A 26,495-nucleotide genomic window follows, 5' to 3' on the forward strand; every position below is an offset into this window, starting at 1 on the left:
TGCGCAACCGGGCGGTACGGCGGTTGCGCGCGGGGTTCGCCCTGCCGGGGCCGGCCAGTCCTTGATGCAGAGGAGACGCGCATGAGCAAGCACACCGCCGAATTGACCTGGATCCGCGAGGATCAGCCCTTCCTGGACAACCGCTACAGCCGCCGGCACATGGTGCGTTTCGATGGCGGGGAGCAAGTGCCGATGTCCTCGTCGCCCGACGTGGTCCCGATGCCGATGTCCGATCCGTCGGCAGTGGATCCGGAGGAGGCTTTCGTCGCCTCGCTGGCGAGCTGCCACATGCTGTGGTTCCTTGGCCTGGCGGCGCGCCAGGGCTTCCGCGTCGACAGCTACCGGGATGCGGCCGTCGGCACGATGGGGCGCGACGAGCAGGGACGCACCGTCATGCGCGACGTGCTGCTGCGTCCGCGCGTGGATTTTTCCGGCGATACCAGGCCCACCCGCGAACAGGTCGGGCAGCTCCACCACCAGGCGCACGAGACGTGTTTCCTGGCCAACTCGGTACGCTGCGACGTGCGTTGCGAGCCGGTGTTCGAGTGACGAGCTCGCCACCCGGCCTGGTGATCTTCGACTGCGATGGAGTGCTGGTCGACAGCGAGCCGGTCGCCAATCGCGTGTTCGCGGGAATGCTGGCCGAGCAAGGGCTGGATCTGGACGACGGGCAGATGGACGAGCTGTTCCTCGGCCGTACCATGGCGCATTGCCTGGCGCTGGTCGCCGAACGGCTTGGACGGGCCTTGCCGGAGGGTTTCGAGGCCGAGCACGACCGGCGGCTGTTCCTTGCGCTGGCGGCCGAACTCGCGCCGGTGCCGGGCGTGGCGCAGGTGCTCGACGGATTGGCGCTGCCGTCCTGCGTGGCCTCCAACGGCAGTCCGGACAAGGTGCGCTTCAGCCTGGGGCGGGTCGGCCTGCTGTCCCGTTTCGAGGGCCGCCTGTTCAGCGCGGCACAGGTGGCGCGTGGCAAGCCGGCGCCTGACCTGTTCCTGCACGCTGCCCGTTGCATGGGCGTGGCGCCCGCCGCGTGCGTGGTGGTCGAGGATTCGCCGGCCGGTGTCGCCGGCGGCGTCGCGGCGGGCATGACGGTGCTCGGCTTCGCGGCGCACACGCCGGCGGGGCGGCTGCGCGGAGCCGGCGCGCAGCGCGTGTTCAAGGCAATGGACGAACTGCCGGCCCTGCTGGACCAGTGGGTGCCCTCCGGCGCCACCCAACCCCTGTAGGAGCGCCCCCGTGCGCGACCGGGGTACACACGGTCGCGCTCGATGCCGCTGCGCTGGACGGTCGCTACTGCCGCTGCCGCCGGTGGCGCGTGAGGCGGCCGATCAGCAGCGGCACCAGTGCCAGCAGCGCGATCGCGCCCAAGGGCAGCAACACATCGCGGTGCATGAAAAGGCCGAAGCCGATGCGGTCGCTTTCACTGAGCGCATGGCCCAGCCCCGCGCCGATCGAGGTTTCGAAGACCAGCGCAACGGTACCCCCCAGCCAGGTGGCGCCGACGAACAGCCACATCGGGCAGCGCAGCCAGGCCAGGCAGACGGTGATCAGGCCGAAGGGCGCCACCGGCACGAAGCGCAGGAACAGCGTGTAGCTCACCGGGTGCCGCTCGAAGCCGTGGTGCAACCGCGCCACCAGCGCCGGCGGATGCCGGATGCCCGCGCCGAAGGCGTAGCGGCTGGCCAGGAACAGGATCAGCGAACCCAGGGTCAGCCCCATCGAGGACCAGGCGGTGCCTTCGACCACGCCGAAGGCGAAACCGCCGGCGAAGATGATGATCACGGTGCCGGGAATGCCGGTGGCCATCGTCAGCGTGAGCAGGCCGATGTACGCCAGCCGGGCCAGCCACGGGTGCGAGGCGATCTGTGCGTGCAGTTCGCCCTGGTGCGCCACCAGCTGCTCGGGATGGAGCTTGTCCAGCGCGCCGGAGGCGAACAGCACCACGCCGGCGACCACCAGCAGCAGCAAGGGCAGTGCGGCTCGCAGCCGGCTCAATAGTGCGCTCCGCCCTGGCCGTAGTCGGCAAGCACCGCGCGCGCTTCCTCGCGCAGGATGTCGCGCCGCACCGCGATGCCGCGGCGTTCGAGCTGGTCCACCCAGTCGGCCGGCAGCGGGCCTTCGTCGAAGGTGGTCAGCGACTCGACATCCTCGCCCCGCGCGCCGATCAGCAGCTCGTCGATGCCCGCCCAGACGGTGGCGCCATAACACTGGCAGCACGGCTGCGCGCTGGTGGCCAGGATGAAGCGGCCATTGCCGCCGGCGTTGAGACGGAAGCTGGCCAGGCGCTGCTGCGCCAGCATGTAGGCCATCATTTCGGCGTGCGCCACCGAACAGGCCTGGCGCACGACGCGGTTGATCCCGGCGGAGACCAGCCGGCCGTCTTCGTGGAACACCGCCGCGCCGAACGGGCCGCCTTGGCTGCGCCTGACGTTCTGGCGAGCCAGCTCGATCGCCAGTCCCACGCGTTCCTCGTCGGTGAGGTAGCGCCGGCGGGTGTCGGCGACCTCTTCCACCCAGGGCGGCAGGGTCAGGTGAAGCTGGAGCGGCAGCAGCACGTCAGGCCTGCCTGGCCCAGGTGTCGCGCAGGGTCACCGTGCGGTTGAACACCGGCGCGTCCGGACGATGGTCGACGCGGTCGGCGACGAAGTAGCCCAGCCGCTCGAACTGGAAGCGCTGCTCCGGTTCGGCCTGTGCCGCCGCCGGCTCCAGCCAGCCGCGACCGATGCGCTTGGCCTCCGGATTGATGTGCTCGATCCAGCTCTTGCCGTCGCTCTCGTCGTCCGGCGCCGGCACGTCGAAGAGGCGATCGTAGAGGCGTACCTCCGCGGCCACCGCGTGGCGCGCGCTGACCCAGTGGATGGTGCCCTTGACCTTGCGGTCGGCGCCCGGCAGGCCGGCGCGGGAGTCCGGGTCCAGCGTGCAGCGAAGCTCGACGACATCGCCGGCGGCATCCTTGACCGCTTCCTCGCACTTGACGATGCCCACGCCGCGCAGGCGCACTTCGCCACCGGGAATCAGGCGCTTGAAACCCTTCGGCGGGACCTCGGCGAAGTCCTCGCGCTCGATCCATACGGTGCTGCCGAAGGGCACCTCGCGCGTGCCGAAGCTCTCGTCCTTCGGATGGTTGGCGAAACGCAGGGTTTCCTCGTGGTTGCCCGGCAGGTTGGTGATGGTCAGCTTGATCGGGTCGAGCACGGCCATGCGGCGCGGCGCGGTGGCATCGAGGTCCTCGCGCACGCAGTTCTCGAGAATCGCGTAGTCGATGACGCTGTTCTGCTTGCTGATGCCCAGGCGCTCGATCAGCAGGCGCAGGCCGGCCGGCGTGAAGCCGCGGCGGCGCAGGCCGCGCAGGGTGTTCATGCGCGGATCGTCCCAGCCGTCCACCAGGCCTTCGCTGACCAGCTGCGCCAGCTTGCGCTTGCTGGTGATGCAGAAGGACAGGTTCAGGCGCGAGAACTCGATCTGGCGAGGCTTGGCGGGCATCGCCTCGAGCCCGGCCTGGACCACCGACTGCCACAGGTCGGGATGCGCGGCGAGGTCGACGTTGTCCACGCACCAGTCGTAGAGCGGGCGGTGATCCTCGAACTCCAGCGTGCACAGCGAGTGGGTGATGCCTTCCACCGCGTCCGACAGCGCGTGCGCGAAGTCGTACATCGGGTAGATCGGCCAGGCGTCGCCGGTGTTCTGGTGGGCGATCTTGCGGATGCGGTACAGCGCCGGGTCGCGCAGGTTGATGTTGCCCGAGGCCATGTCGATCTTCGCGCGCAGCGTCTTGCTGCCGTCGGCGAACTCGCCGGCACGCATGCGCTTGAACAGGTCCAGGTTCTCTTCGATCGATCGGTCGCGGTACGGGGAGTTGCGGCCCGGCTCGGTCAGCGTGCCGCGGTATTCGCGCACTTCGTCGGCGGAGAGGTCGTCGACGTAGGCCTTGCCGTCCTCGATCAGCTTGAGCGCGGCGCGGTAGAACACGTCGAAGTAGTCCGAGGCGTGGCGCAGCTCGTGCCATTCATAGCCCAGCCAGCGCACGTCGTCCTTGATGCCCTCGACGAACTCGGGGTCCTCCTTGCCCGGGTTGGTGTCGTCCAGGCGCAGGTTGCACCAGCCGCCGAATTCGCGCGCGATGCCGAAGTTCAGGCAGATCGCCTTGGCGTGGCCGATGTGCAGGTAGCCGTTGGGCTCGGGCGGGAAGCGGGTGCGGATGGCGCGGTGCCTGCCGGTGGCCAGGTCCTCGCGAATGATCTGGCGCACGAAGTCCCGGGGCGCGTTGTCGTTGCTGCCTGGGGTGGTTTCGGCGAGGGCGTTTTCGCTGGACATCGGTGTGGCTCGGGCGGGTGCGGGGCGGAAACCGGAGAGTTTAACCGCAACTCGCGCGGGGCTCCGCGCTTCGGGGCCTGGGAAGCGGGGGCCCGGTCGCTTGCCGCCTCGTCGCCCGCGCAGTAGCGTGGCCGCATGCGCATCGCCTACCGAGCCGAAAGCCTGATCGACGCCCATCTGGTGAAGGATGCGCTGGAGCGTGAGGAGATCCCCGCGTTCGTCTCCGGCGAGTACCTGACCGGCGCGGTCGGCCAGCTGCCGGCGCTCGATTACGTCGCGGTGATGGTGCCCGAATCCTCCGCCGCCGCCGCCGATGCGGTGGTGCGGCGGGTCGAGGCGCAGCTGGCCGAGGCGCGCGCGTCGATCGACGACTGGGACAGCGACGCGCAACTGGCGACCGACACGCCGTGACCGCACAGGCTCCCCTGACCGCGGCGCCCGGGGCGCCGCCGGCGGCGGTCGGCCGCATGGCGCTGGGCGCGATGCTGCTGTCCACCACCAGCATCTTCGTGGTGCTGGCGCAGGTGGGGCCGACCGTCTCGGCGTTCTACCGCATGCTGTTCGGCGGCGTGATGCTGCTCGGCTGGGTGGCGCTGACGCGGCGCTGGGTGCGCGTCCAATGGCACGACCTTGCGCTGGCGCTGCTGCCGGCGCTGGGTTTCTCGCTCGACCTGGTCTTCTGGCACCGCTCGATCCTCTGGGTGGGGCCCGGCGTGGCCACGCTGCTGACCAACCTCCAGGTGTTCCTGATGGCGCTGGTCGGCTGGTGGGCCTACCGCGAGCGGCTGGGGCGATGGTTCGTGCCGGGCCTGGTGGTGGCGCTGGCCGGTTTGTGGTTGCTGGTCGGCGCGCACTGGTCGCTGTTCGATGCACGGCATCGGCTGGGTGTGTGGTTCGGACTTGCCAGCGGCGTGGCCTATACGCTGTACCTGCTGAGCTTCCGGCGGGCGCTGTCCGGGCACACGGCGTTGTCGGCGGCGCAGTTCCTGGGGCTGATGAGCCTGTTGAGCGCGGGGTTGCTGCTGGCCTGGGGCGGCTTCGAGGGCGATACCTTCGCCCTGACCACGGCGCGCGGCTGGAGCGCGTTGCTGGCGCTGGGCTTCTTCGGCCAGGTGGTGGCCTGGCTGTTGATGGTGCGCGCGATGCCCTTGCTGCCGGCGTCGCTGGTGGGGTTGCTGCTGCTGCAGCCGGCGCTGGCCTTCGTGCTGGACGTGCTGCTGTTCAAGCGCCCGACCGGGACGGGCGACTGGCTGGGATTGGCGCTGGCCTTGGCCGGCATCCTGCTGGGGACGCTGCGCGGCACCCGGCGAAAATAGGCATGCTTCCCTGCAGGAGCGCACTTGTGCGGACCGCCATGCCTCCGTTCGCGCACAGGTGCGCTCCTACGGAAATCCCGACAAGGGCCATGCAATGCACGACTTCGAAGCACTCATCCGCGCCATCCCGGACTTCCCGCAGCCCGGCGTCGTGTTCCGCGACGTCACGCCGCTGTTGGCCGATGCCGGCGCATTCGCTCGCTGCATCGATGCCCTCGCCGAGCCCTGGCTGGGAGAAGGGGTGCGGGCCGTGTGCGGGATCGAGTCGCGCGGCTTCATCTTCGGCGCCGCGTTGGCGCAGAAGCTCAACGCGGGCTTCGTGCCCCTGCGCAAACCGGGCAAGCTGCCGCCGCCCGTGGTCGGCGTCGATTACGCCCTGGAGTACGGCCACGACCGGCTGGAGCTGCGCGCCGATGCGCTGACCCGCGGCGAACGCGCGCTGCTGGTCGACGACGTGCTGGCCACCGGCGGCACGCTGGCCGCCGCGCAGGCGCTGCTCGAAAGGATCGGTGTCGAGCTGGTGGGGGCGGGCGTGGTGATCGAACTGGAAGCGCTCGCGGGCAGGGCGCGCTGGCAGGGCGAGGTGCCGCTGCACGCGCTGCTGCGCTATTGAGCGGGGCCTTCGGCCAGCAACGCCACCACCGCGTCGCGAGCCTGCCGGGCCAGCGCGCTACGCTCGTGCGGCACCAGGCCCTGGCTCGGCAGCGGATCGCCGATCCGCACCACGATCCGTCCCGGTCGCACGCGGAAGCCCGCGGCCGGCAGCACCTTGCCGCTGCCTTCGATCGCCACCGGCACCACGGCCACGCCGGCCTCGATCGCCAGCTGGAAGGCGCCGCCCTTGAACGGGCCCACGCGACCGCGACCGCGCGTGCCTTCCGGAAACGCACACACGCTGGCGCCGCCGCGCACCAGATCGACCGCCGCGCGCAGGCGGCGCGCCGAACTGCGCGCGCTGGCGCGCTCGATGAACACCATGCCCATCGCCTGTGCGTACCGGCCGACGAACGGTACCTTCGCCAGCTCCTGCTTCAGCACGAAGCGCAATGGCACCGGCACGGCACGGAACAGCGCGCAGATGTCGATCATCGACCGGTGGTTGGCCACGATCACGTGTGGCCGCGACCAGTCGACCCGCTCCCGCCCGTACACCTCCAGCCGCGCACCGGCGCCGTGCAGCAGCCCGGGCGCCCAGCAGCGCGAGGCCATCCGCAGCGGCCAGTGGCGCCCGCCGGTAAGCATCCGCGCCAGCAGCGCCAGGCAGATCCAGGCGGCGGTCCAGAGCAGGGTGAACAGCAGTTGCAGCGCGTTGACAGGCGCCCAGGCCAGGCGGCTCATACACGCGATCCGGAAGGTTTCATCACACGGTGCCCCTGCACGCAAAGCCGAAAATGATACGGGTCAAGACCCTGCGTCGAACAGGTGGTAACGCCCGTCTTGAAGGGCGCTGAGACGCCCCTATGTCTTGCGCATTGCGGCGGGCCGCCGGTCATTTCCGAAGGATCCACAAACATGCGGATGGACAAACTCACCTCGCGTTTCCAGCAGGCGCTGGCCGACGCGCAGTCGCTGGCCGTGGGCCGCGACAACAACATCCTGGAGCCGGCGCACGTGATGGCCGCGCTGCTCGACCAGCAGGGCGGCTCGACCGCGCCGCTGCTGACCCAGGCGCACGTCAACGTGCCGGCGCTGCGGGAGCGGGTCGGCGAGATCCTGGGCCGCCTGCCGCAGGTCAGCGGTCAGGAAGGCAACATCAGCGTCGGCAACGACCTGACCCGCCTGCTCAACCTCACCGACAAGCTCGCCCAGCAGCGTGGGGACCAGTTCATCGCCAGCGAGCTGTTCGTGCTGGCGGCGCTTGAGGACAAGGGCGAGGTCGGCGCGGCGCTCAAGGCCGCCGGCGCCACCAAGGCCAACCTGGAGGCGGCGATCGAGAAGGTCCGCGGCGGCGAGAAAGTGCAGAGCGAGAACGCCGAGGACCAGCGCCAGGCGCTGGAGAAGTACTGCGTCGACCTGACCTCACGCGCCGAAAGCGGCAAGCTCGACCCGGTGATCGGCCGCGACGAGGAAATCCGCCGCACCATCCAGGTGCTGCAGCGGCGCACCAAGAACAATCCGGTGCTGATCGGCGAGCCGGGCGTGGGCAAGACCGCCATCGTCGAGGGCCTGGCCCAGCGCATCATCAACGGCGAAGTGCCCGAGGGCCTGCGCGACCGCCGCGTGCTGGCGCTGGACATGGGCGCGCTGATCGCCGGCGCCAAGTTCCGCGGCGAGTTCGAGGAGCGCCTGAAGGCCGTGCTCAACGACCTGGCCAAGCAGGAAGGCCGGGTGATCCTGTTCATCGACGAACTGCACACCATGGTCGGCGCCGGCAAGGCCGAAGGCGCGATGGACGCCGGCAACATGCTCAAGCCGGCGCTGGCGCGCGGCGAGCTGCACTGCATCGGCGCGACCACGCTGGACGAGTACCGCAAGTACATCGAGAAGGACGCCGCGCTGGAGCGCCGCTTCCAGAAGGTGTTCGTGGGCGAGCCGAGCGTGGAGGACACCATCGCGATCCTGCGCGGCCTGAAGGAGCGCTACGCCGTGCACCACGGCGTGGAGATCACCGACCCGGCGATCGTCGCCGCGGCCACGCTGTCCAACCGCTACATCACCGACCGCCAGCTCCCCGACAAGGCGATCGACCTGATGGACGAGGCGGCGTCCCGCATCCGCATGGAGATCGATTCCAAGCCGGAGGAACTCGACCGGCTGGAGCGCCGCCTCACGCAGCTGAAGATCCAGCGCGAGATGCTCAAGAAGGAGACCGACGAGGCCTCCAGGAAGCGCCTGGCCGACCTGGAGAGCGACATCGAGAAGCTCGAGCGCGAGTTCTCCGACTTGAACGAGGTCTGGAAGTCGGAGAAGGCCGCGCTGCAGGGCGCGACCAAGATCAAGGAGCAGATCGAGGCGGCGCGGCTGGAGCTCGAAGCGGCCCAGCGCCGGCAGGACTACGCGAAGATGAGCGAGATCCAGTACGGCCGTCTGCCGGAACTGGAGAAGCAGCTCGCCGCCGCGCAGGCCGCCGAGCAGCAGGAATTCAAGCTGGTGCAGGACCGCGTCACCGACGAGGAGATCGCGGAAGTGGTCTCGCGCTGGACCGGCATTCCCGTATCCAAGATGCTCGAGGGCGAGCGCGAGAAGCTGCTGCAGATGGAAAGCGCGCTGCACAAGCGCGTGGTCGGCCAGGACGAGGCGGTGCGCGCCGTTTCCGACGCGATCCGCCGCGCCCGCGCGGGCCTGTCCGATCCCAACCGCCCGTACGGCTCGTTCCTGTTCCTGGGCCCCACCGGCGTGGGCAAGACCGAGTTGTGCAAGGCGCTGGCCGAGTTCCTGTTCGACACCCAGGAAGCGATGGTGCGCATCGACATGAGCGAGTTCATGGAGAAGCACTCCGTCGCCCGCCTGATCGGCGCGCCCCCCGGCTACGTCGGCTACGAGGAGGGCGGCTATCTCACCGAGGCCGTGCGTCGCCGGCCGTACGCGGTGATCCTGCTCGACGAGGTCGAGAAGGCACATCCGGACGTGTTCAACATCCTGCTGCAGGTGCTCGACGACGGCCGCCTCACCGACGGCCAGGGCCGCACGGTGGACTTCCGCAACACGGTCATCGTGATGACCTCCAACCTCGGCTCGCAGATGATCCAGGACGCGGCCGAATCGGGCGGTGACCCGGAGGAGCAATACACCAAGATGAAGGCGGCGGTGATGGGCGTGGTGCAGGCGCACTTCCGCCCCGAGTTCATCAACCGCCTGGACGAACTGGTGGTGTTCCGGCCGCTGGAGAAGGACCAGATCCGGGCGATCGCGAGGATCCAGCTCGCGTACCTGGAGAAGCGGCTGGCCGAGCGCGACCTCAAGCTGGAGATCGGCGACAACGCGCTGGCGCTGCTGGGCAACGTCGGCTTCGACCCGGTCTATGGTGCCCGTCCGCTCAAGCGGGCGATCCAGCAGCAGCTGGAAAATCCGCTGGCGAGGGAGATCCTGGAAGGTCGCTTCACGCCGGGCACCACCATCCACGTGGATGCCGAGGGCGGGCACCTGAGCTTCAGGGCCGCCTGACGCCGCTTGGCTCCCTCTCCCCTCCGAGGGAGAGGGCTGGGGTGAGGGGCGGGGCTCGGGGGATGTTCTGTTGCTGCTGTGGAGCCATTCCCGCGGAAGCAGGAATGGCTTTTGTTTTTCGCCTGTCCGGTCTCTGTGGCGAGCCCCGGCCCCTCACCCCAACCCTCTCCCCGAGGGGGAGAGGGAGTCAGTTCCGGGTGCCTACCAGCTGTACCGTACCTTTCCGTACACGTACGCCCCGTTGAACCCGAACGGCGAGAACACGCTGTACGGCATCGCGCCGTTGTTGTCGCTCGCCGGGATCACCCGGTCCGGATAGGTGTCGAACACGTTGTCCGCGCCCACCGAGAACATCCACCGGTCCATCGAGTAATTGAGCGCCAGGTCGAACAACCACTTCGAGTCGAAGGTCTGGTCCAGCGCCGGATTGGTCGAGTTGTACGAGGTGAAGCTGCCATAGCGCGTGAGCGTGCTGTCCAGGCTCCAGCGTCCATTGGTGTAGAGCCAGTTGAAGATCAGCTTGCTGCGGGGCGTGGTGTCGGCCAGCAACCCGTACTGGTCGCGCCGGTCGATGCGCCTGAAGCTCACGCCCAGGGCGTCGAGCACCGCCGGGTTGGGCCGCACGTCGGTCACTTCGTTCTTGTTGTAGTTGAAGCTGACGGTGGTATGCAGCGAGGCGCCGTCGCCCACGTCGAACAGGTAGCTGGCGACCAGGTCGATGCCGCGCGTGCGCGTGTCCACCGCGTTGGTGAAGTAGGAGATGCCGCTGAAGTTGGTGTTGCCGATGCCGTTGGCAACCAGGTAGTCGCGCACCGCGGGCGAGGTGGTCGAGATCGTGCTGGACAGGGTGATGCGGTCGCGGATCCTGATCTGGTAAAGGTCCGCGCTGAGGTCCAGCCCATCGACCGGGCTCCACACGGCGCCGAAGGTAAGGTTGCGCGATTTCTCCGGCTTCAGCGCCTCGCCGCCCAGCAGCGTGGCGATGGCGCTGGTGGAGGACACCAGGCCCGTGTTGTAGATGCCGGCGGGCAGGCCCAGCGAGTTGCCCTCGCCGAAGTACAGCGACGAGGTGTACGAGTAGTACTGCTGCGCCAGCGAGGGTGCGCGGAAGCCGGTCGAGGCGCTGCCACGCAGGGCGAAGCGGTCGGTGAAGTCGAAGCGGGCGGCCAGCGCGCCGGAGGTGGTGGTGCCGAAGTCGGAGTAGTCCTCGTGGCGTACCGCCAGCGAGGTGCCCAGGCGGTCGGTCAGGTTGGTCTCCACGCTTACGTACTCGGCCACGTCGTGCCGGCTGTGCGAGCCGGCGTTGGCCGGCTGGTAGCCACCGAAGCCCTGCGCCCCGCCGGAAAAGCCGGAGGTGCCGGTGTAGTAGGAGGGCAGGTCGCCGGCGCGGATCTGGTAGCTCTGGCGCAGGTATTCCGCACCGAAGGCGAACGTCACGTCGTTAGGCAGCCAGCCGACCGAGAGGTCCTTGGCCACGTCGACGTCGAACGACTGCTGGGCGGCATCCAGGATGCCGTCGTGGAAGCGCGTCGGCGTGCTGCCGAAGTCGTTGAGATAGGCGCGGTTGAGCGTGTTGAAGGTGGCGTAGGAGACGCGATTGCCGCCGTAGTTGCCGGAAACATCCCAGCGCCAGCCACCCTCGGTCTTGCCGCGGATGCCTACGACCAGCGAGCGGTCGGTCGCGTTGGCGTTCTCCAGCGGCAGGTAGCCGCCGGGGTAGAGCGACGGTACCGCGTTGGCGTTGTCCAGGTTGCGGAAGAACGCCGGCGATACCGAGTCGCGCTTGCCGTAATGGCCGAACGCGTAGAGCTGCGCGCCGCCGAAGTCGTACTGCCCGTTGAGCATCAGGTTGCGATCGGTGACTTCCGGGTCGCCGTAGCGCTGGGTGACGCCTTCCTGCGGCCGCGTGCGGTTGGGGCCGGCGCGGTTGGTGTAGTCCTGGTGACCCGCCTGCGCGGTGAAGCGGATCCAGCCGGCATCGGAGAGCGGGATGCCCGCGTTGGCCGAGCCCTGCCACTTGCGCCCGTCGCCGGCCGAATACTGGCCGCCCGAGAGCGTTACGTCGCCGCCCCCGGCGCCCTTCTTGAGCACGATGTTGATCACCCCGGCAATGGCGTCGGAACCGTACTGTGCCGACGCGCCGTCGCGCAGCACTTCGATGTGGTCGATGGCGTCGATCGGGATGGTGTTGAGGTCCACCGCCTGCGAGCCGCGACCGAGCACGCCGTTGGTAAGGATGATCGCGCCCGGGTGCCAGCGCTTGCCGTCGACCAGCACCAGCACCTGGTCGGGCGAGAGGCCGCGCAGCTGCGCGGGCCGCTGCGAGTCGGCGGTATCGGCGGCGGAGGGGCGGGGGAAGGTGAGCGACGGGATCACCCGCGCGAGCGCGGTGGACAGCTCTGTGGTGCCGGTCTGCTTGAGCAGTTGGGCCGAGACCACGTCGACCGGGGTGAGCGAGCTGCTTTCGGTGCGGTTGTCGGCGCGCGTGCCTGTGACGATCACGGTGCCGAGGTTCTTCGCGCTCCTGGTGCCCAGGGAGGTGTCCTGCGCGTGGGCAGCGGAGCAGGCAAGCAGCATCGCCGCAGGGAGCAGCGCCAGGCGGGGAAGACGGTGGGGATGCTTCACGGGGAACTCCTGTAAGGGTGCGGGCGATGCACGGTCGATGCCGGCATCGGGATCGACGGACTTATCGGGACGTGTCGACGTCAAGGAACGCGCGCAGGCGCAGGTGTCGCGTGAGCTCGATGCGCGCCCCCGGGGCAGGCTACTCCCGGCGGCAGGTCGCGCCAAGGCGCGTGCGCCATTGAAATCGCGACCGGCGACTCGATAATGCGCACCAGCGTCTCATAGGGGCTGCCTGCCCGGAGTTCATCCATGCCCATCTACGAATTCGAGTGTGTCCAGTGCGGGCATCGTTTCGATCGCCTGCAGAAGCTGTCCGACCCTGACCCGTCCGCGTGCCCGTCCTGCGAGGCGCCGCGGGTGCAGCGCAAGGTGAGCGCGCCTTCGTTCCGCCTGGCCGGGAGCGGCTGGTACGAGACCGACTTCAAGAAGGATGGCGACAAGAAGCGCAACCTGGCCGGCGACAGCGAGACCAAGGCGGCCGCGCCGGCGCCCGCGCCTGCTCCGGCTGCGGAGAGCAAACCGGCGGCGGCTGGGGGGGACTGAGCGCACGCGACTTCGACACCGCCTGCTGGCGCCCGGCGTGAACGCTCCTCCCTGGAGCGTTGTTCCTGAGCGTAGGCCGCAGGCCGGAGTCGAGGGATCCGGCCGGTTACCGGACGGTGCAGGACATCCGTGGATGCGGCCGATGCTAAAATCGTCCGTTCGCACGCCTCAATCGGCACCATCCCCGGAGTTCCAGTTCCTATGCGCACGCACTACTGCGGCCTCATCGACGAGTCGCTGGTCGGCCAGACCGTCACCCTGTGTGGCTGGGTCAACACGATCCGCCTGCAGAGCCACGTCGCCTTCATCGACCTGCGCGACCACGAGGGGCTGGCCCAGGTGGTCATCGAGCGCGAGAACGCAGGCGCCTTCGCGGTGGCGGGCGAGGTCGGCAACGAGTACTGCCTGAAGGTCACCGGCACGATCCGCAAGCGTTTGTCGGTCAACGACAAGCTCAAGACCGGCACGGTGGAGGTGCTGGCCGACACGGTCGAGGTGCTCAACGCGGCGAAGGACCTTCCCTTCGCGCTGCACGAGAACCCCAACGAAGACCTGCGGATGACCTACCGCTACCTCGACCTGCGCCGGCCGGAGATGCAGGCGATGATGCGCCGGCGCATCGCTCTGGTGCAGGCGTTGCGCCGCTACCTCGACGCGCGCGGCTTCCAGGACATCGAGACGCCGATCCTGACCAAGGCCACGCCCGAAGGCGCGCGCGACTACCTGGTGCCCAGCCGCGTGCATCCGGGCCAGTTCTACGCGCTGCCGCAGTCGCCGCAGCTGTTCAAGCAGATCCTGATGATGGCCGGCTTCGACCGCTACTACCAGATCGCCCGCTGCTTCCGCGACGAGGACCTGCGCGCCGACCGCCAGCCGGAGTTCACCCAGCTCGACCTCGAGTTCGCCTTCGTCGAGGAGCGGGACGTGCAGGACTTCGTCGAGGGCCTGATCCGCCACGTCTTCAAGGAAGTGGTGGACGTCGAGCTGGATGCGACCTTCCCGCGCATGACCTATGCCGAGGCCATGCGCCGCTACGGTTCGGACAAGCCGGACCTGCGCATTGCGCTGGAGCTGGTCGACGTCGCCGACGCGCTCAAGGGCGTCGAGTTCAAGGTGTTCGCCGAACCGGCCAATGACCCGGCCGGCCGGGTGGCCGCGCTGCGCGTGCCGGGTGGCGCCACGCTTTCGCGCAAGGACATCGATGGCCTGACCGAGCACGTCGCCAGGTACGGCGCCAAGGGACTGGCCTGGATCAAGGTCGAGGACCGCGCCAAGGGCCGCGAGGGCATCAGCTCGCCGGTCGCCAAGTTCCTCGACGATGCGGCGCTGGAGGCGGTGCTGTCGGCCACCGGCGCGCAGACCGGCGACATCGTCTTCGTCGGCGCCGGCAAGTGGAAGACCGTGTCCGATTTCATGGGCGCGCTGCGCCTGAAGGTCGGCAGGGACCGGGGCCTGGTCGAGAACGCCTGGAAGCCGCTGTGGGTCACCGACTTCCCGATGTTCGAGTACGACGAGGAGGAACAGCGTTACGTCGCCCTGCACCACCCGTTCACCGCGCCCAAGGTCGACGACATCGCCGACCTCAAGGCCAACGCGGCGATCGCGGTCAGCCGCGGCTACGACATGGTGCTCAACGGCAACGAGATCGGCGGCGGTTCGATCCGTATCCATCGCCCGGACATGCAGAGCGCGGTATTCGAGCTGCTCGGCATCGGCGCGGATGAGGCCGAGGCCAAGTTCGGCTTCCTGCTCAAGGCGCTCAAGTTCGGCGCACCGCCGCACGGCGGCCTGGCCTTCGGCATCGACCGCATCGCCGCGCTGATGGCCGGAACCGAGTCGATCCGCGACGTGATCGCCTTCCCCAAGACCACCAGCGCACAGGACCTGATGACCGACGCGCCCTCGCCGGTGGCCGAGGCGCAACTGAAGGAACTGCACGTCAAGGTGGCCGGCTGACCGGAACCCTCAGGGTGGGCTTCGCCCACCTTGCCGCCTCGCCGCAAACCCCCATGGTGGGCTGAGGCCCATCCTACGAAGGCTGCCGGATCCCCATGCCCGACCAGATCATCCTGCTGCACGGCCTGTGGATGCGCGGCTTCGCGCTGGGCCTGCTGCACAAGCGGATGGCCGAAGCGGGCTTCGCGGTCGACCGCTTCGACTACATGAGCGTGGTCTCGCCGCAGGAGCGCATCGTCGAGCGCCTGCACCTGCTCATGCGGCGGTTCGCGCCCGGGCCGGTGCACCTGGTCGGCCACAGCCTGGGCGGGCTGCTGGCGCTTACGGCCTGCCGCGAGTCGGCCGACCTGCCGCCGGGCCGGATCGTCTGCCTCGGCTCTCCGCTGCAGGGCAGCGCCGCGGCGCGGGGTTTCGCCGGGTTTGGCCAGGGCGGCGAAGCGTTGCTGGGCCACAATCGCGACCTGCTGGAACACGGCATGGAGCGCTGGGACGGCGAGCGCGAGGTGGGCGTGATCGCCGGCCGCGTGCCGATCGGCCTGGGCGCGATGCTGGCGCACATGGAGGGTGAACACGATGGCACGGTCGCCGTCGCCGAGACGCGCCTGCCGGGCCTCACCGATCACTGCGTGGTCGAAACCAGCCACACCGGACTGCTGCTCTCGGCCGACGCCGCCCAGCAGGTGGCGCATTTCCTGCGGAACGGCCGTTTCGCCTCCCGGTAGCGGCGGGCCCCGCCGGTCGCGCCAGGGGTGCTCCCGCAGCGGTTTGCCGGCGCCGCCGCCGGTTGGAGTAAAATCGTCCGCTTGTCCATTGTTCAGGTTTTCCCGCCATGGGTAGAGGCCCGTCCATCGAAGGCCGCAAGAACGCCGAGGACGCCAAGCGCGCCAAGGTGTTCACCAAGCTGATCCGCGAAATCACCGTCGCCACCCGCGCCGGCGTTGCCGACCCTGCCGCCAATCCGCGCCTGCGCGCGGCGGTGGACAAGGCGCTGTCGGCCAACATGACCAAGGACACCATCGAGCGTGCGATCAAGCGCGGCTCGGGCGCCGAGGGCGGCGGCGAGGAGCTGCGCTACGAGGGCTACGGCCCGGGCGGCGTGGCGATGATCATCGAGTGCTTCACCGACAACCCCACCCGCACCGTCGCCGACGTGCGCCACGCGTTGACCAGGCACGGCGGCAACCTGGGCACCTCCGGTTCGGTGGCGTTCCAGTTCACCCGCTGCGGCGAACTCACCTTCGCCACCGGTGGCGACGAGGCGATCGAGGAGAAGGTGCTGGAGGCGGCGCTTGAGGCTGGCGCCGACGATGTGGTGAACGAGAACGGCGAAAGCACGGTGATCTGCGCGCCCGAGAACTTCGAAGCGGTGCAGCAGGCGCTGGCCGATGCCGGCCTGGAGTCGCTGCACGCGGGCGTGGGCATGCGCCCCAACAACCGCGTGGCCGTGCCCGAGGACGTGCTCGAACCGCTGACCGACCTGCTCGAGCGCCTCGATGCGCTGGACGACGTGAGCGAGGTCTATCACAACGCGCAGCTGCCATGAGGCCGGGATTCGCGATTCGGGATTCGGGATTTGCCGGTGCGCGCGGTTGCGCGCACGGCATGTAACCGGGCCGGATGCCGCTGTGGCCTTCACCGAATCCCGAATCCCGAATCCCGGATGCCGGATCATCGGCATCGACCCCGGCAGCCAGCGCACCGGCTTCGGGATCATCGACGTGGATGCGGCGGGCAAGCTCACGCACGTGCACCATGGCGCGCTGGTGGTGGCGGGCGAGGAGACCTTCCCGCTGCGCCTGAAACGCATCTTTGACGAGCTCACCGCCATCATCGGGGACCACCAGCCGAACGAGTGCGGCATCGAGCGGGTGTTCATGGCGCGCAATCCGGACTCGGCGCTGAAGCTCGGCCAGGCGCGCGGCGCGGCGATCTGCGCGGTGGCGGCCCGCGGCCTGGCGGTGCACGAATACGCGCCCACCGAAATCAAGCAGGCCGTGGTCGGCAGCGGCCGCGGCGACAAGACGCAGGTACAGCACATGGTTGGCATCCTGCTCGGCCTGAAGGGCCCGTTGCAGCCGGACGCGGCGGACGCGCTGGCCATCGCGGTCACCCATGCGCACACGCGCGCGAGCCTCGCGCGCGTGGGCATTCCCCGTACGGCCTGGAGGCGGCGATGATCGGACGACTACGCGGCACCCTGGTTTCCAAGCAGCCGCCGTGGCTGCTGGTGGAGGTCGGCGGCGTCGGCTACGAGCTCGAAGCGCCGATGTCGACCATCTACGACCTGCCGCAGACCGGCAAGGAAGTGACCCTGCTCACCCACTACGCGGTGAAGGAGGACAGCGTCGCGCTGTACGGCTTCCTGCGCGAGGACGAGCGCGCGTTGTTCCGCAACCTGCAGAAGGTGTCCGGCATCGGCGCGAAGATCGCGCTGGCGGTGCTCTCGGGTGTTTCCACCGCGGATTTCGCGCGACTGGTGCAGGCCGGCGACGTGGTCGCGCTGACCAAGATCCCCGGTATCGGCAAGAAGACCGCCGAGCGCATCGTGGTCGAGTTGCGCGACCGGGTCGAAGGCCTGGGCGCGGCGCTGCCCGGCCTTGCCGGCAAGGGCGCCGGCGCACCGATGGATCCGGCCGGCGAGGCTGCCGTGGCGCTGCAGCAACTGGGCTACAAACCTGCCGAAGTCACCCGTCTCGTGCAGAAAGTCGCCGCCGAGGGCGACGATGCCGAGGCAATCATCCGCAAGGCGCTGCGCGCCGCACTGGGCCACTGAGGCCCGGTGCACGAGCAAGAGACATGAACGACGTATCCCACAACGCGCCAACGCCGGCCGGACCCGAGGCCGACGAGCAACTGCATGGCACCAAGGCCGCGCTGATCCTCGGTGCCATCGGCGTGGTGTTCGGCGACATCGGCACCAGCCCGCTGTACACGCTCGCCGAGGTGTTCCGCCCCGAATACGGACTGCATCCGTCCGAGAGCACCGTGCTGGGTGTGCTTTCGCTGGTCACCTGGGCGTTGATCATCGTGGTGGCGATCAAGTACGTCACCTTGGTGATGCGCGCGGACAACCGCGGCGAGGGCGGCATCATGGCGCTGATGACGCTTGCGCAGCGCGCAGTCGGCGGCTCGCCGATGGCGCGGCGGGTGGTGATGCTGATGGCGCTGCTTGGCGCGGCGCTGTTCTTTGGCGACGGCGTGATCACGCCGTCGATTTCAGTGCTTTCGGCGGTGGAAGGCCTCGAGGTGATGGCCCCGTCGCTGGAGCATTGGGTCGTGCCGCTGGCGGTGCTGGTGCTGTTGTTCCTGTTCTGGCTGCAGAAGCACGGCACGGCAAAGGTAGGTGCGTTGTTCGGGCCGGTGATGGGCGTATGGTTCCTCGCCCTGGCGGTAATCGGCGTGTGGAACATCATCCAGGCGCCGGAGGTACTCAAGGCACTCTCGCCCTGGTACGCAGTGCGCTTCTTTGCATCCCACGGCACGATTTCCTTCGTGGCGCTCGGCGCCGTGGTGCTGTGCGTGACCGGCGCCGAGGCGCTGTACACCGACATGGGCCACTTCGGCCGGTTCCCGATCCGCGCGGCCTGGTTCTTCTTCGTGTTGCCTTCGCTGTTGCTCAACTACTACGGCCAGGGCGCGCTGCTGTTGCACGAGCCGGAGGCGGCGGTCAATCCCTTCTTCCACGCGGTGCCGGACTGGGCCGGCTATCCGATGATCGTGCTGGCCACGGCGGCGGCGGTGATCGCCTCGCAGGCGGTGATTTCCGGCGCCTTCTCGGTGACCCGCCAGGCGATCCAGCTCGGCTTCGTGCCGCGCATGCAGGTGGTGCACACCTCGCGCGAGGCGATCGGCCACATCTTCCTGCCCTGGGTGAACCGCGCGCTGATGGTGATGGTGATCCTGACCGTGGTCGGCTTCGGCTCGTCCAAGGCGCTGGGCGGCGCCTACGGCATCGCGGTGACCGGCACCATGGCGATCGACACGCTGCTGGTGATGCTGGTGGCCTGGCGCCGCTGGAACTGGAGCCTGGCCGCGGTGATCCCGTTGACCATCGGCCTGCTGTGCGTGGACCTGTCGTTCTTTGGCGCCAACACGCTGAAGATCCCCGACGGCGGCTGGTTCCCGCTGGTACTGGGGCTGTTCCTGTTCGCCGTGATGACCACCTGGCGCCGCGGACGCGAACTGGTGGTGCGCGAGATCAAGCAGGGCGGGCTGGCGCTGGCACCGTTCATCGAGAACCTGGCCGAGCACCCGCCGCTGCGGGTGCCGGGCACGGCGGTGTTCCTCACCGCCAACCAGCACGCGGTACCGCACGCGCTGCTGCACAACCTCAAGCACAACAAGGTGCTGCACGAGCGCAACGTGATGCTCACCGTGCAGATCCTCGAAACGCCGGTGGCCGAGGCCGACGAGCGCATCGAGATCACGCCGATGGATGGCGGCTTCTTCGGGCTGGAGTTGCGCTTCGGCTTCGCGGAGGACCCGAACATCCCGCACGCGCTGTCGTTGTGCGGGCGCGAGGGGCTGACCTTCGACCTGATGGACACCACCTTCTTCCTCTCGCGCGAGACCATCGTCGCCGACGCGCGCCGTCCGGGCATGGCGCTGTGGCGCGACAAGCTGTTCGCCTTCCTCGCGCGCAACGCGTTGCCGGCGACGGCGTTCTTCCAGATTCCGGGCAACCGGCTGATCGAGCTGGGCGCGCAGGTGGAGATCTGAAGCTCCCTCTCCCCTGGCGCAGCCGGGGGAGAGGGTTGGGGAGAGGGGGAGGCCTTTGCTCTTTGCCCGCAGTCGTTTGCGTCCCACGGCGCAACCACGGAGTAACAACGTCCGCAGGAACCGCCTTTCGCCAGGCCAGCGAAAAGCCCCCCTCTCCCCGCCCCTCTCCCCCGGCTGTGCCGGGGGAGAGGGAGCAAAGCGGTGCCATAATGGCCGCATGACCGAAGCGCGCATCATCACCTCCGCCGCCCAGCTCGACGACGAGGCGCTGGAGGCCTCGATCCGCCCCAAGCGCCTGGACGAATACCTGGGCCAGCAGGCGGTGCGCGAGCAGCTGGCGATCTACATCGAGGCGGCCAGGAGGCGCGGCGGGGCGCTTGACCACGTGTTGATCTTCGGGCCGCCGGGGCTGGGCAAGACCACGCTGTCGCACGTGATCGCCAACGAGCTGGGCGTCAATGTGCGTTCGACTTCCGGCCCGGTGCTGGAGCGTGCCGGCGACCTCGCGGCGCTGCTGACCAATCTCGAGAAGAACGACGTGCTGTTCGTCGACGAGATCCATCGGCTCTCGCCGGTGGTCGAGGAGGTGCTCTATCCGGCGATGGAGGATTTCCAGATCGACATCATGATCGGCGAGGGCCCGGCTGCGCGCTCGATCAAGCTCGACCTGCCGCCGTTCACGCTGATCGGCGCGACCACGCGTGCCGGCCTGCTCACGGCTCCCCTGCGCGACCGCTTCGGCATCGTGCAGCGGCTGGAGTTCTATTCGCCCGAGGAGCTGGCTGCGATCGTGCGGCGCTCGGCGCGCATTCTCGGGATCGAGTGCGAATTCGAGGGCGCCGCGGAGATCGCCCGCCGCGCGCGCGGCACGCCGCGCATCGCCAACCGGTTGCTGCGCCGGGTCCGCGACTACGCGGAGGTGCGCGCGGGCGGCAACATCACGCTGGCGGCGGCGCAGGCGGCGATGGCCATGCTGAAGGTCGACGCCGAGGGCTTCGACGACCTCGATCGGCGCATGCTCGCCACGATCATCGAGAGCTTCGACGGCGGCCCGGTCGGCGTCGAATCCCTGGCCGCCGCGCTGTCCGAAGACCGAGGCACGCTGGAGGACGTGGTCGAGCCCTACCTGATCCAGCAGGGCTTCCTGATCCGCACGGCACGCGGCCGCATGGCCTCGGCCAAGGCCTGGCGCCACCTGGGGCGCAATCCACCTCCGCGGCAGGCGATGATGGGCGACATGTTCGAGGGTACGGATAGCTGACCCCCATCCCTTGCAGGAGCCCGCTTGCGGGCGATACTCAAGGTCGACCAAGCGAAGAGCATCGCCCGCAAGCGGGCTCCTGCAAGGGTGGTAGACCCGGAAGCGAGTTTGATCCTGGCGCCGCCAGCACGCATGCTCTTGCGCTGGCTAACCCAAGAGCTCCCCGCATGTCCCCGACCGCTCCTTTCACGTGGCCCGTCCGCGTCTACTGGGAAGACACCGATGCCGGCGGCGTGGTCTACCACGCCAGCTACCTGCGCTTCCTGGAGCGCGCCCGCAGCGAGTGGCTGCGCGCGCAGGGCGTGGACCAGCGCGCCTTCAAGGAAGCCACCGGGCTGGCGTTCCTGGTTCGCGAGATGCACCTGGATTTTCTGCGGCCGGCCCTGCTGGATGATGAATTGTCGGTGACGGTCACCGTCAAAGAATCACGCGCAGCCAGTATCCTGTTCAGCCAAGCGATCCGCCGGGCGGACGACACGGAACTGGTCCGCGCCCAGGTGCGGATCGCCTGCGTGGACATCCGCCGCATGCGCCCGGCGCCGATTCCGGCCGATCTCATTCCCGGCCTCGCCCCCTGACGAATCATCCCGCTTTCCAAGCAGCACGCCCCGGAGAACCCCCAAGCCATGAATGGTGGATTGAACATTTTCAAGCTGGTCGCCGAGGCCAGCCTGCCCGTGCAGCTGGTCATGCTGCTGCTGCTGGTGTTCTCGTTCCTGTCCTGGGTGATCATCCTTCGCAAGTACTCGCAGATGAAGGCGGCGATGGAGAACGCCGAGGCGTTCGAGGAACGCTTCTGGTCCGGCGGCGACCTGGCGGGCCTGTTCCGCGAGGTGAGCGGTCGCAATGCCGACAACGGCGGCATGGAGACCATCTTCGAGTCGGGCTTTCGCGAATTCGCCCGCCAGCGCCAGCGCAAGACCTACGACGTGCGCATCGTGATGGAGGGCACCGAACGCGCCATGCGCGTGGCCGGTACCCGCGAAATCGGTCTGCTGGAACGCAACCTGGAGTTCCTCGCCAACGTCGGCTCGATCAGTCCGTACGTGGGCCTGTTCGGCACCGTGTGGGGCATCATGGGCGCGTTCCAGGGGCTGGGCGAGGTCAAGGACGTCACCATCGCGGTGGTCGCGCCGCACATCTCCGAGGCGCTGATTGCCACTGCCATGGGCCTGTTCGCCGCGATTCCCGCGGTGTGGGCGTACAACCGCTACGCCAACAAGGTCGAGCGCGTGGCCTCGCGCTACGAGGTGTTCCAGGAGGAGTTCTCCTCGGTGCTGCAGCGGCAGATCCAGACCGACGAAGCGGCCTGACGAGGGCAAGCCATGGCCATGCGAAACGCCGCGCGCCACAAGCGCATGAAACTCAAGTCCGAGATCAACGTCGTTCCCTACATCGACGTCATGCTGGTGCTGCTGATCATCTTCATGGTCACTGCGCCGATGTTGAACGCGAACGTGGACGTCAACCTGCCACAGGCCAACGCCAAGTCGCTGGCCGACAAGAAGAACCCGGTGATCGTCTCGGTCGATGCCAACGGCAGCCTGTACCTGACCCTGGAGGGCGCCAAGAAGGAGCCGGTCGACGTCGCCACCATGCAGGCCAAGGTCGGCGCCTTCGTCAAGGCCAACCCCGACATCAGCGTGCTGGTGGCCGGTGACCGCGAAGGCAAGTACGAGGGCGTCTACCAGGTACTGGCCGACCTGCAGCAGGCCGGCGTCAGCAAGGTCGGCCTGATGAGCCAGCCGCAGGGGTCGGACGCGGGCAATGCGCGAAAATAAGGGCACCTCCACGGCGGTCCTGCTTTCCGCCGTCCTGCACCTTGGCATCGTCGGCTTCCTCGCGCTGGCGATCGTGCCGTGCTCGTTCTACGAAAGCCTGTTCAGCACCCTGCACCTGCCGGCGAGCTGGAATCCGATCACCTGTTCCAAGCCGCTGGAGCTGCAAGGCCCGGTGATCGAGGCCACGTTGATCGGCCCGACCGGCGCGCCGCCGCCGAAGGCCGAGAAGAAGGCCAAGCCCGTGCCGACCATCCCGCCGCCGCCGACGGTGACGCCGCCGGACGTGAAAACGCCGCCGCCGGAGATCAAGACCCTGCCGCCGCCGCCGGAGCATCCGGACACGGTCGATCAGGAAAAGATCGTGGCCGACGCGCTGGAAAAGGCCGAGGAGGCCAGGAAGGAGCAGGAAGAGAAGCAGCGTCAGCGCCAGGCCGAACTGGACGCCCAGGCGGCGAAGAAGAAAGAACAGCAGAAGAAGCAGCTGGACGAGCTGTTCGCCAAGATGGACGCGGCCGCCGCGGCGCGCCAGAAAGCGGAAAACCGCGCCAAACAGGCCAAGCAGCAACTGGAAGACCTCAGGGACGCGAAGGAGGAGGGTCTTTCCGACGTGCCGCACGCCGCGCAGCGCCAGACCGGCAACAACGCCCAGAACAGCTCTCTGGCCGACCAGTATGCAGCGGCCATTCAGAATGCGGTCACGCCCAACTGGTTACGTCCGGATAACATGCCGGATGTTCCGTGCAAGGTGCATATCGTCCAGCTGGTAGGGGGCGACGTGATGAGTGCGAAGGTCGATCCGAGCTGCCCGTACGACGATGCAGGCAAACGCTCGATCGAGAACGCCGTGCTCAGGACCAAAACCTTGCCGTACCAGGGGTTCGAGAGCGTCTTCAGCCGCGAACTGACCCTTACCTTCAGGCCGCAGTGAGACGTTCATGTCCAATTTGAAATCGCTCTTCGCCCTTGCCGTGCTTTGTCTGGCCGCCCTCGTCGCCGGACCCGCGGGTGCGCAGGCGCTCAACGTGGACATTGTCGGCGGCGTCAAGACGGCCACGCCGATCGTGGTGGTGCCCTTCGCGCAGAACGGCGGTGCGCCGCTGCCGACCGACGTGGCGGACGTCATCCGCAACGATTTCAACCGCTCGGGCAAGTTCCGCGCGCTGGCCAGGAGCGAGATCGTCGAGTCGCCCTCGCGCGGCGCGGACATCAAGTTCGCGACCTGGCGGCTGCTCAAGCAGGACTACATCACCGTCGGCCGCATCAGCGACGCCGGCGGTGGCCTGCTGCGGGTCGAGTACGAGCTGTGGGACGTCAACAAGCAGCAGAGCCTGCTGGCCCAGGCGTTCACCGCCCCGGCGGGCGACCTGCGCGGCGTCGCCCACCAGATCGCCGACCAGATCTACGAGAAGATCACCGGCGTGCGTGGCGCCTTCTGGACGCGCATCGCCTACATCACCGCCGTGGGCCTGGGCAACAACACCACCTATTCGCTGATCGTGGCCGACTCGGACGGCTACAACCCGCAGGTGGTGGCCCGTTCGCGCGAATCGCTGCTGTCCCCCTCGTGGTCGCCGGACGGCACCAAGATCGCCTACGTTTCCTTCGAGAGCGGCAACTCGCAGGTCTACGTGCAGGACATCACCACCGGCTCGCGCCAGCTGGTCGCCGCGCACAAGAAGGGCATCAACGGCGCTCCTGCCTGGTCGCCGGACGGCAGCAAGCTGGCCGTGTCGCTGTCCTACGTGGGCAACCCCGAGCTCTTCGTGATCGACATGGCTTCGCGCCATGAGACGCGTCTGACCAACAGCCTGTCGATCGACACCGAGCCGACCTGGTCGGCCGACGGGCAGAGCCTCTATTTCACCTCCGACCGCTCCGGTCGGCCGCAGATCTACCAGATGCCGGCCAGCGGCGGCTCGCCCACCCGCATCAGCTTCGAGGGGCAGAACAACGCCAACGCCGACGTCAGCTACGACGGCAAGCTCATCGCCATGGTGCAGGGCAATGGGAACGTGTATCGTATTGCCATCATGGATCGCAGTCTGGGTGGGCAGGTGCGCTTCATCTCGCCCGGCCCGATTGACGACTCCCCGAGCTTCGCACCGAACGCCAGCATGCTGTTGTACGCCGCTACGGAAGGGCGCCGTGGCGTGCTGTATGCCGTGTCGGCCGATGGCCAGGTCCGCCAGCGCCTCGTGCTGTCCGATGGGGATGTTCGCGAACCGGCCTGGGGGCCGTACCGGAAGCGTTGAGTTTTTTTGTCCGTTGGGGCGCGCGAGCGCTCCGGCGGAATGCCCATGGAACGGGCCGAAACGGCGCCTTGGCGCCATTTCGCTTAGGGCGGGGCGCAGCCAAAGGCGTCCAGCCAACGGTTGCCAGGCGCGACGAGTGACTGGCCCGCGGTAACACCAAGCGTCACACAACAAGCCGGACCACCGGCGATCACTGTCCCAACACCGCAATCGTCATTGACTGTCGGAACTCAAACCCCGTTTTGAAGGAACGTCACCCATGAATAAGACCGCTCGCGTCGCCCTGGTCGCCCTGCTCTGCATCGGCGCAGCCGCTTGCTCGAAGAAGCAGGAAGTCAAGCCGCAGCCCCAGCCGGAGCCGCAGCCGCAGACCCAGCCGGCCCCGGAGAGCAACAAGTACACCCCGGCCGACCTCGATACCGACGCCTGCCTGCGCCAGCGCGTCGTGTACTTCGATTTCGACAAGACCGAGATCAAGCCGGAGTTCCAGCAGATCATGGCGTGCCACGCCAAGTACCTGCAGGACCGTCCGGAATCGCACGTGCGCCTGGAAGGCAACACCGACGAGCGCGGCACCCGCGAATACAACCTGGGCCTGGGCGAGCGCCGCGGCAATGCCGTGTCCGACGCGCTGCAGGCCAACGGTGGCTCGGCCAGCCAGATCGAAGTGATCTCCTACGGCAAGGAAAAGCCGGTGTGCCGTGAGCACAACGAGGACTGCTGGAGCAAGAACCGTCGCGTCGAGATCGTCTACACGGCGAAGTAATGAAGAGCGCACTGGCTAAGCGTTTTTCGGCCAGGCTCGGCATGGCGGGCGCGTTTGCGTCCGCCATGCTCGTTGCCGTTCCGGCCCTGGCACAGAATTCCCGCCTGAGCCTCGCCGACCGCGTGTCGCGGCTGGAGCAGCAGGCACAGGCTCAGAACCAGGGTGGTACCAGCCTGGTCAACCAGGTGCAGCAACTGCAGGCGCAGGTGCAGCAGTTGCAGGGCCAGGTCGAGGAACTGCAGCACGCCCTGCAGCAGCTCGAAGAGAAGAACAAGGCGCAGTACATCGACCTCGACTCGCGGCTCGGCCGCCTCGAGGGCAACGGCGCCGGCACGAATTCCACGCCCGCAGGCAGTGCCCCGGCATCCGCCGGCTCGGCCGCGGCAACCCCGGCCAATCCGGCCCAGTCCCCCGCCGGCACGGCAGCCAGCGGCAGCGGCACGCCCGCGTCAGCCCCGGACGGAAATGCACAGGCTGCCTACGATGCGGCTTTCCAGGCGTTGCGTGGCGGTGACTACGCGCAGGCCTCGCGCGGCTTCCGCAGCTTCATCCAGCAGTATCCGGACACCACGCTCACGCCAAACGCCTGGTACTGGCTCGGCGAGTCCTACTACGTGACCATGAACTACCCGGTGGCGCTGGAAGCCTTCCAGCGGCTGCTGAGCCAGTTCCCGCAGAGCGAAAAGGCCCCCGACGCGCTGCTCAAGGTCGGCTACAGCCAGCTCGAGCTCAAGCAGACCGATGCCGGCAAAGCCACGCTGCAACAGGTGACCAGCAAGTACCCCACCTCCCGCGCCGCCAGCCTGGCGCAGGAACGCCTGCGCCGACTGCAACTGCAATCGGCGATCCGCTGAGAAG

General features: G+C 68.4%; 26 protein-coding genes. 21 read left to right on the forward strand and 5 right to left on the reverse strand.

Annotated features, from left to right (window positions below; all coding sequences use genetic code 11):
- Positions 1-81 precede the first annotated feature (81 nt).
- Together LQ771_RS02015 and LQ771_RS02020 are read left to right on the forward strand one after the other, a co-directional pair.
- On the forward strand, positions 82-549 hold the full coding sequence (locus tag LQ771_RS02015) for an OsmC family protein (protein WP_231350744.1): 468 nt from the start codon (positions 82-84) through the stop codon (positions 547-549).
- Entirely contained in the window at positions 546-1,226 is a 681-nt protein-coding gene (locus tag LQ771_RS02020) for an HAD family hydrolase (protein WP_231350745.1), read from the forward strand. The genes LQ771_RS02015 and LQ771_RS02020 overlap by 4 nt, the downstream gene beginning before the upstream one ends.
- A gap of 64 nt (positions 1,227-1,290) precedes the next feature.
- On the opposite strand, the gene LQ771_RS02025 is transcribed toward LQ771_RS02020, so the two are convergent.
- From LQ771_RS02025 to LQ771_RS02035, 3 genes are read right to left on the reverse strand one after another with little or no spacing between them, the layout of a single operon-like run.
- Positions 1,291-1,995, reverse strand: a complete 705-nt coding sequence (locus tag LQ771_RS02025; RefSeq protein WP_231350746.1) for a TVP38/TMEM64 family protein — start codon at positions 1,993-1,995, stop codon at positions 1,291-1,293.
- Positions 1,992-2,552, reverse strand: coding sequence for a nucleoside deaminase (locus LQ771_RS02030; RefSeq protein ID WP_231351829.1), 561 nt, complete (start codon positions 2,550-2,552; stop codon positions 1,992-1,994). Before LQ771_RS02030 ends, LQ771_RS02025 begins: the two co-directional genes overlap by 4 nt.
- A 4-nt stretch (positions 2,553-2,556) precedes the next feature.
- Positions 2,557-4,314, reverse strand: a complete 1,758-nt coding sequence (locus tag LQ771_RS02035) for a glutamine--tRNA ligase/YqeY domain fusion protein (RefSeq protein WP_231350747.1) — start codon at positions 4,312-4,314, stop codon at positions 2,557-2,559.
- A 135-nt stretch (positions 4,315-4,449) separates the two neighbouring features.
- On the opposite strand from LQ771_RS02035, the gene LQ771_RS02040 reads away from it, so the two are divergent.
- The 3 genes from LQ771_RS02040 (at position 4,450) to LQ771_RS02050 (ending at position 6,243) form a co-directional block, all read left to right on the forward strand.
- Positions 4,450-4,725: a putative signal transducing protein gene (locus tag LQ771_RS02040; RefSeq protein ID WP_231350748.1), complete on the forward strand. Its 276-nt coding sequence runs from the start codon at positions 4,450-4,452 to the stop codon at positions 4,723-4,725.
- Positions 4,722-5,630 (forward strand): DMT family transporter, encoded by a 909-nt coding sequence (locus tag LQ771_RS02045; protein WP_231350749.1) that lies wholly within the window; start codon positions 4,722-4,724, stop codon positions 5,628-5,630. The genes LQ771_RS02040 and LQ771_RS02045 overlap by 4 nt, the downstream gene beginning before the upstream one ends.
- Before the next feature lie 94 nt (positions 5,631-5,724).
- A complete protein-coding gene (locus tag LQ771_RS02050; protein ID WP_231350750.1) occupies positions 5,725-6,243 on the forward strand; it encodes an adenine phosphoribosyltransferase in 519 nt (172 codons plus the stop codon).
- Here LQ771_RS02050 and LQ771_RS02055 read toward each other — a convergent pair.
- Complete coding sequence (locus LQ771_RS02055; RefSeq protein WP_231350751.1) at positions 6,237-6,968, reverse strand: lysophospholipid acyltransferase family protein; 732 nt, start codon at positions 6,966-6,968, stop codon at positions 6,237-6,239. The two genes, LQ771_RS02050 and LQ771_RS02055, sit on opposite strands and share 7 nt — an antisense overlap.
- A 174-nt stretch (positions 6,969-7,142) precedes the next feature.
- Here LQ771_RS02055 and clpB point away from each other — a divergent pair, with 174 nt between their 5' ends.
- On the forward strand, positions 7,143-9,734 hold the full coding sequence (gene clpB / locus LQ771_RS02060) for an ATP-dependent chaperone ClpB (RefSeq protein WP_231350752.1): 2,592 nt from the start codon (positions 7,143-7,145) through the stop codon (positions 9,732-9,734).
- Positions 9,735-9,935: 201 nt separating this feature from the next.
- Here the strand turns inward: clpB and LQ771_RS02065 are convergent, their stop codons facing one another.
- Entirely contained in the window at positions 9,936-12,311 is a 2,376-nt protein-coding gene (locus tag LQ771_RS02065) for a TonB-dependent receptor plug domain-containing protein (RefSeq protein ID WP_231351830.1), read from the reverse strand.
- Between the two features lie 297 nt (positions 12,312-12,608).
- Here LQ771_RS02065 and LQ771_RS02070 point away from each other — a divergent pair, with 297 nt between their 5' ends.
- From LQ771_RS02070 to ybgF, 15 genes are all read left to right on the forward strand, one after another.
- On the forward strand, positions 12,609-12,902 hold the full coding sequence (locus tag LQ771_RS02070; protein ID WP_231350753.1) for an FmdB family zinc ribbon protein: 294 nt from the start codon (positions 12,609-12,611) through the stop codon (positions 12,900-12,902).
- A 201-nt stretch (positions 12,903-13,103) separates the two neighbouring features.
- Positions 13,104-14,858: an aspartate--tRNA ligase gene (gene aspS, locus LQ771_RS02075; RefSeq protein WP_231350754.1), complete on the forward strand. Its 1,755-nt coding sequence runs from the start codon at positions 13,104-13,106 to the stop codon at positions 14,856-14,858.
- A 95-nt stretch (positions 14,859-14,953) separates the two neighbouring features.
- On the forward strand, positions 14,954-15,580 hold the full coding sequence (locus tag LQ771_RS02080) for an alpha/beta fold hydrolase (RefSeq protein ID WP_231350755.1): 627 nt from the start codon (positions 14,954-14,956) through the stop codon (positions 15,578-15,580).
- A 107-nt stretch (positions 15,581-15,687) separates the two neighbouring features.
- The gene (locus LQ771_RS02085) at positions 15,688-16,401 is read left to right on the forward strand and encodes a YebC/PmpR family DNA-binding transcriptional regulator (protein ID WP_231350756.1); all 714 of its coding nucleotides are present in this window, start codon (positions 15,688-15,690) and stop codon (positions 16,399-16,401) included.
- A gap of 82 nt (positions 16,402-16,483) precedes the next feature.
- Entirely contained in the window at positions 16,484-17,035 is a 552-nt protein-coding gene (ruvC, locus tag LQ771_RS02090; protein WP_231350757.1) for a crossover junction endodeoxyribonuclease RuvC, read from the forward strand.
- On the forward strand, positions 17,032-17,631 hold the full coding sequence (gene ruvA, locus LQ771_RS02095) for a Holliday junction branch migration protein RuvA (RefSeq protein WP_231350758.1): 600 nt from the start codon (positions 17,032-17,034) through the stop codon (positions 17,629-17,631). Before ruvC ends, ruvA begins: the two co-directional genes overlap by 4 nt.
- Before the next feature lie 23 nt (positions 17,632-17,654).
- Positions 17,655-19,577 carry a potassium transporter Kup gene (locus LQ771_RS02100; protein ID WP_231350759.1) on the forward strand — a complete coding sequence of 641 codons (1,923 nt, stop codon included), beginning with the start codon at positions 17,655-17,657 and terminating at the stop codon, positions 19,575-19,577.
- Between the two features lie 217 nt (positions 19,578-19,794).
- Positions 19,795-20,838 carry a Holliday junction branch migration DNA helicase RuvB gene (gene ruvB / locus LQ771_RS02105; RefSeq protein ID WP_231350760.1) on the forward strand — a complete coding sequence of 348 codons (1,044 nt, stop codon included), beginning with the start codon at positions 19,795-19,797 and terminating at the stop codon, positions 20,836-20,838.
- 167 nt (positions 20,839-21,005) lie between these two features.
- A complete protein-coding gene (gene ybgC, locus LQ771_RS02110) occupies positions 21,006-21,416 on the forward strand; it encodes a tol-pal system-associated acyl-CoA thioesterase (RefSeq protein WP_231350761.1) in 411 nt (136 codons plus the stop codon).
- Positions 21,417-21,464: 48 nt separating this feature from the next.
- Positions 21,465-22,151, forward strand: a complete 687-nt coding sequence (gene tolQ, locus LQ771_RS02115) for a protein TolQ (protein WP_231350762.1) — start codon at positions 21,465-21,467, stop codon at positions 22,149-22,151.
- Positions 22,152-22,169: 18 nt separating this feature from the next.
- On the forward strand, positions 22,170-22,619 hold the full coding sequence (gene tolR, locus LQ771_RS02120; protein ID WP_231351831.1) for a protein TolR: 450 nt from the start codon (positions 22,170-22,172) through the stop codon (positions 22,617-22,619).
- Positions 22,606-23,547, forward strand: coding sequence for a cell envelope integrity protein TolA (tolA, locus tag LQ771_RS02125; RefSeq protein ID WP_231350763.1), 942 nt, complete (start codon positions 22,606-22,608; stop codon positions 23,545-23,547). The genes tolR and tolA overlap by 14 nt, the downstream gene beginning before the upstream one ends.
- A 7-nt stretch (positions 23,548-23,554) precedes the next feature.
- Positions 23,555-24,871, forward strand: a complete 1,317-nt coding sequence (tolB, locus tag LQ771_RS02130) for a Tol-Pal system beta propeller repeat protein TolB (protein ID WP_231350764.1) — start codon at positions 23,555-23,557, stop codon at positions 24,869-24,871.
- Positions 24,872-25,130: 259 nt separating this feature from the next.
- Positions 25,131-25,637 (forward strand): peptidoglycan-associated lipoprotein Pal, encoded by a 507-nt coding sequence (gene pal / locus LQ771_RS02135; RefSeq protein ID WP_231350765.1) that lies wholly within the window; start codon positions 25,131-25,133, stop codon positions 25,635-25,637.
- The gene (ybgF, locus tag LQ771_RS02140) at positions 25,637-26,491 is read left to right on the forward strand and encodes a tol-pal system protein YbgF (RefSeq protein ID WP_231350766.1); all 855 of its coding nucleotides are present in this window, start codon (positions 25,637-25,639) and stop codon (positions 26,489-26,491) included. The genes pal and ybgF overlap by 1 nt, the downstream gene beginning before the upstream one ends.
- Positions 26,492-26,495: the final 4 nt, after the last annotated feature.

It is taken from the genome of Frateuria soli (assembly GCF_021117385.1).
GTDB lineage: Bacteria > Pseudomonadota > Gammaproteobacteria > Xanthomonadales > Rhodanobacteraceae > Frateuria_A > Frateuria_A soli.

Coding starts and splice junctions, on each gene's coding strand:
- LQ771_RS02015 (WP_231350744.1), top strand. CDS start 82: ATGAGCAAGCACACCGCCGAATTGACCTGGATCCGCGAGGATCAGCCC.
- LQ771_RS02035 (WP_231350747.1), bottom strand. CDS start 4,314: ATGTCCAGCGAAAACGCCCTCGCCGAAACCACCCCAGGCAGCAACGAC.
- LQ771_RS02040 (WP_231350748.1), top strand. CDS start 4,450: ATGCGCATCGCCTACCGAGCCGAAAGCCTGATCGACGCCCATCTGGTG.
- LQ771_RS02050 (WP_231350750.1), top strand. CDS start 5,725: ATGCACGACTTCGAAGCACTCATCCGCGCCATCCCGGACTTCCCGCAG.
- LQ771_RS02055 (WP_231350751.1), bottom strand. CDS start 6,968: ATGAGCCGCCTGGCCTGGGCGCCTGTCAACGCGCTGCAACTGCTGTTC.
- clpB (WP_231350752.1), top strand. CDS start 7,143: ATGCGGATGGACAAACTCACCTCGCGTTTCCAGCAGGCGCTGGCCGAC.
- LQ771_RS02065 (WP_231351830.1), bottom strand. CDS start 12,311: ATGCTGCTTGCCTGCTCCGCTGCCCACGCGCAGGACACCTCCCTGGGC.
- LQ771_RS02070 (WP_231350753.1), top strand. CDS start 12,609: ATGCCCATCTACGAATTCGAGTGTGTCCAGTGCGGGCATCGTTTCGAT.
- aspS (WP_231350754.1), top strand. CDS start 13,104: ATGCGCACGCACTACTGCGGCCTCATCGACGAGTCGCTGGTCGGCCAG.
- LQ771_RS02080 (WP_231350755.1), top strand. CDS start 14,954: ATGCCCGACCAGATCATCCTGCTGCACGGCCTGTGGATGCGCGGCTTC.
- LQ771_RS02085 (WP_231350756.1), top strand. CDS start 15,688: ATGGGTAGAGGCCCGTCCATCGAAGGCCGCAAGAACGCCGAGGACGCC.
- ruvA (WP_231350758.1), top strand. CDS start 17,032: ATGATCGGACGACTACGCGGCACCCTGGTTTCCAAGCAGCCGCCGTGG.
- LQ771_RS02100 (WP_231350759.1), top strand. CDS start 17,655: ATGAACGACGTATCCCACAACGCGCCAACGCCGGCCGGACCCGAGGCC.
- ruvB (WP_231350760.1), top strand. CDS start 19,795: ATGACCGAAGCGCGCATCATCACCTCCGCCGCCCAGCTCGACGACGAG.
- ybgC (WP_231350761.1), top strand. CDS start 21,006: ATGTCCCCGACCGCTCCTTTCACGTGGCCCGTCCGCGTCTACTGGGAA.
- tolQ (WP_231350762.1), top strand. CDS start 21,465: ATGAATGGTGGATTGAACATTTTCAAGCTGGTCGCCGAGGCCAGCCTG.
- tolR (WP_231351831.1), top strand. CDS start 22,170: ATGCGAAACGCCGCGCGCCACAAGCGCATGAAACTCAAGTCCGAGATC.
- tolA (WP_231350763.1), top strand. CDS start 22,606: ATGCGCGAAAATAAGGGCACCTCCACGGCGGTCCTGCTTTCCGCCGTC.
- tolB (WP_231350764.1), top strand. CDS start 23,555: ATGTCCAATTTGAAATCGCTCTTCGCCCTTGCCGTGCTTTGTCTGGCC.
- pal (WP_231350765.1), top strand. CDS start 25,131: ATGAATAAGACCGCTCGCGTCGCCCTGGTCGCCCTGCTCTGCATCGGC.
- ybgF (WP_231350766.1), top strand. CDS start 25,637: ATGAAGAGCGCACTGGCTAAGCGTTTTTCGGCCAGGCTCGGCATGGCG.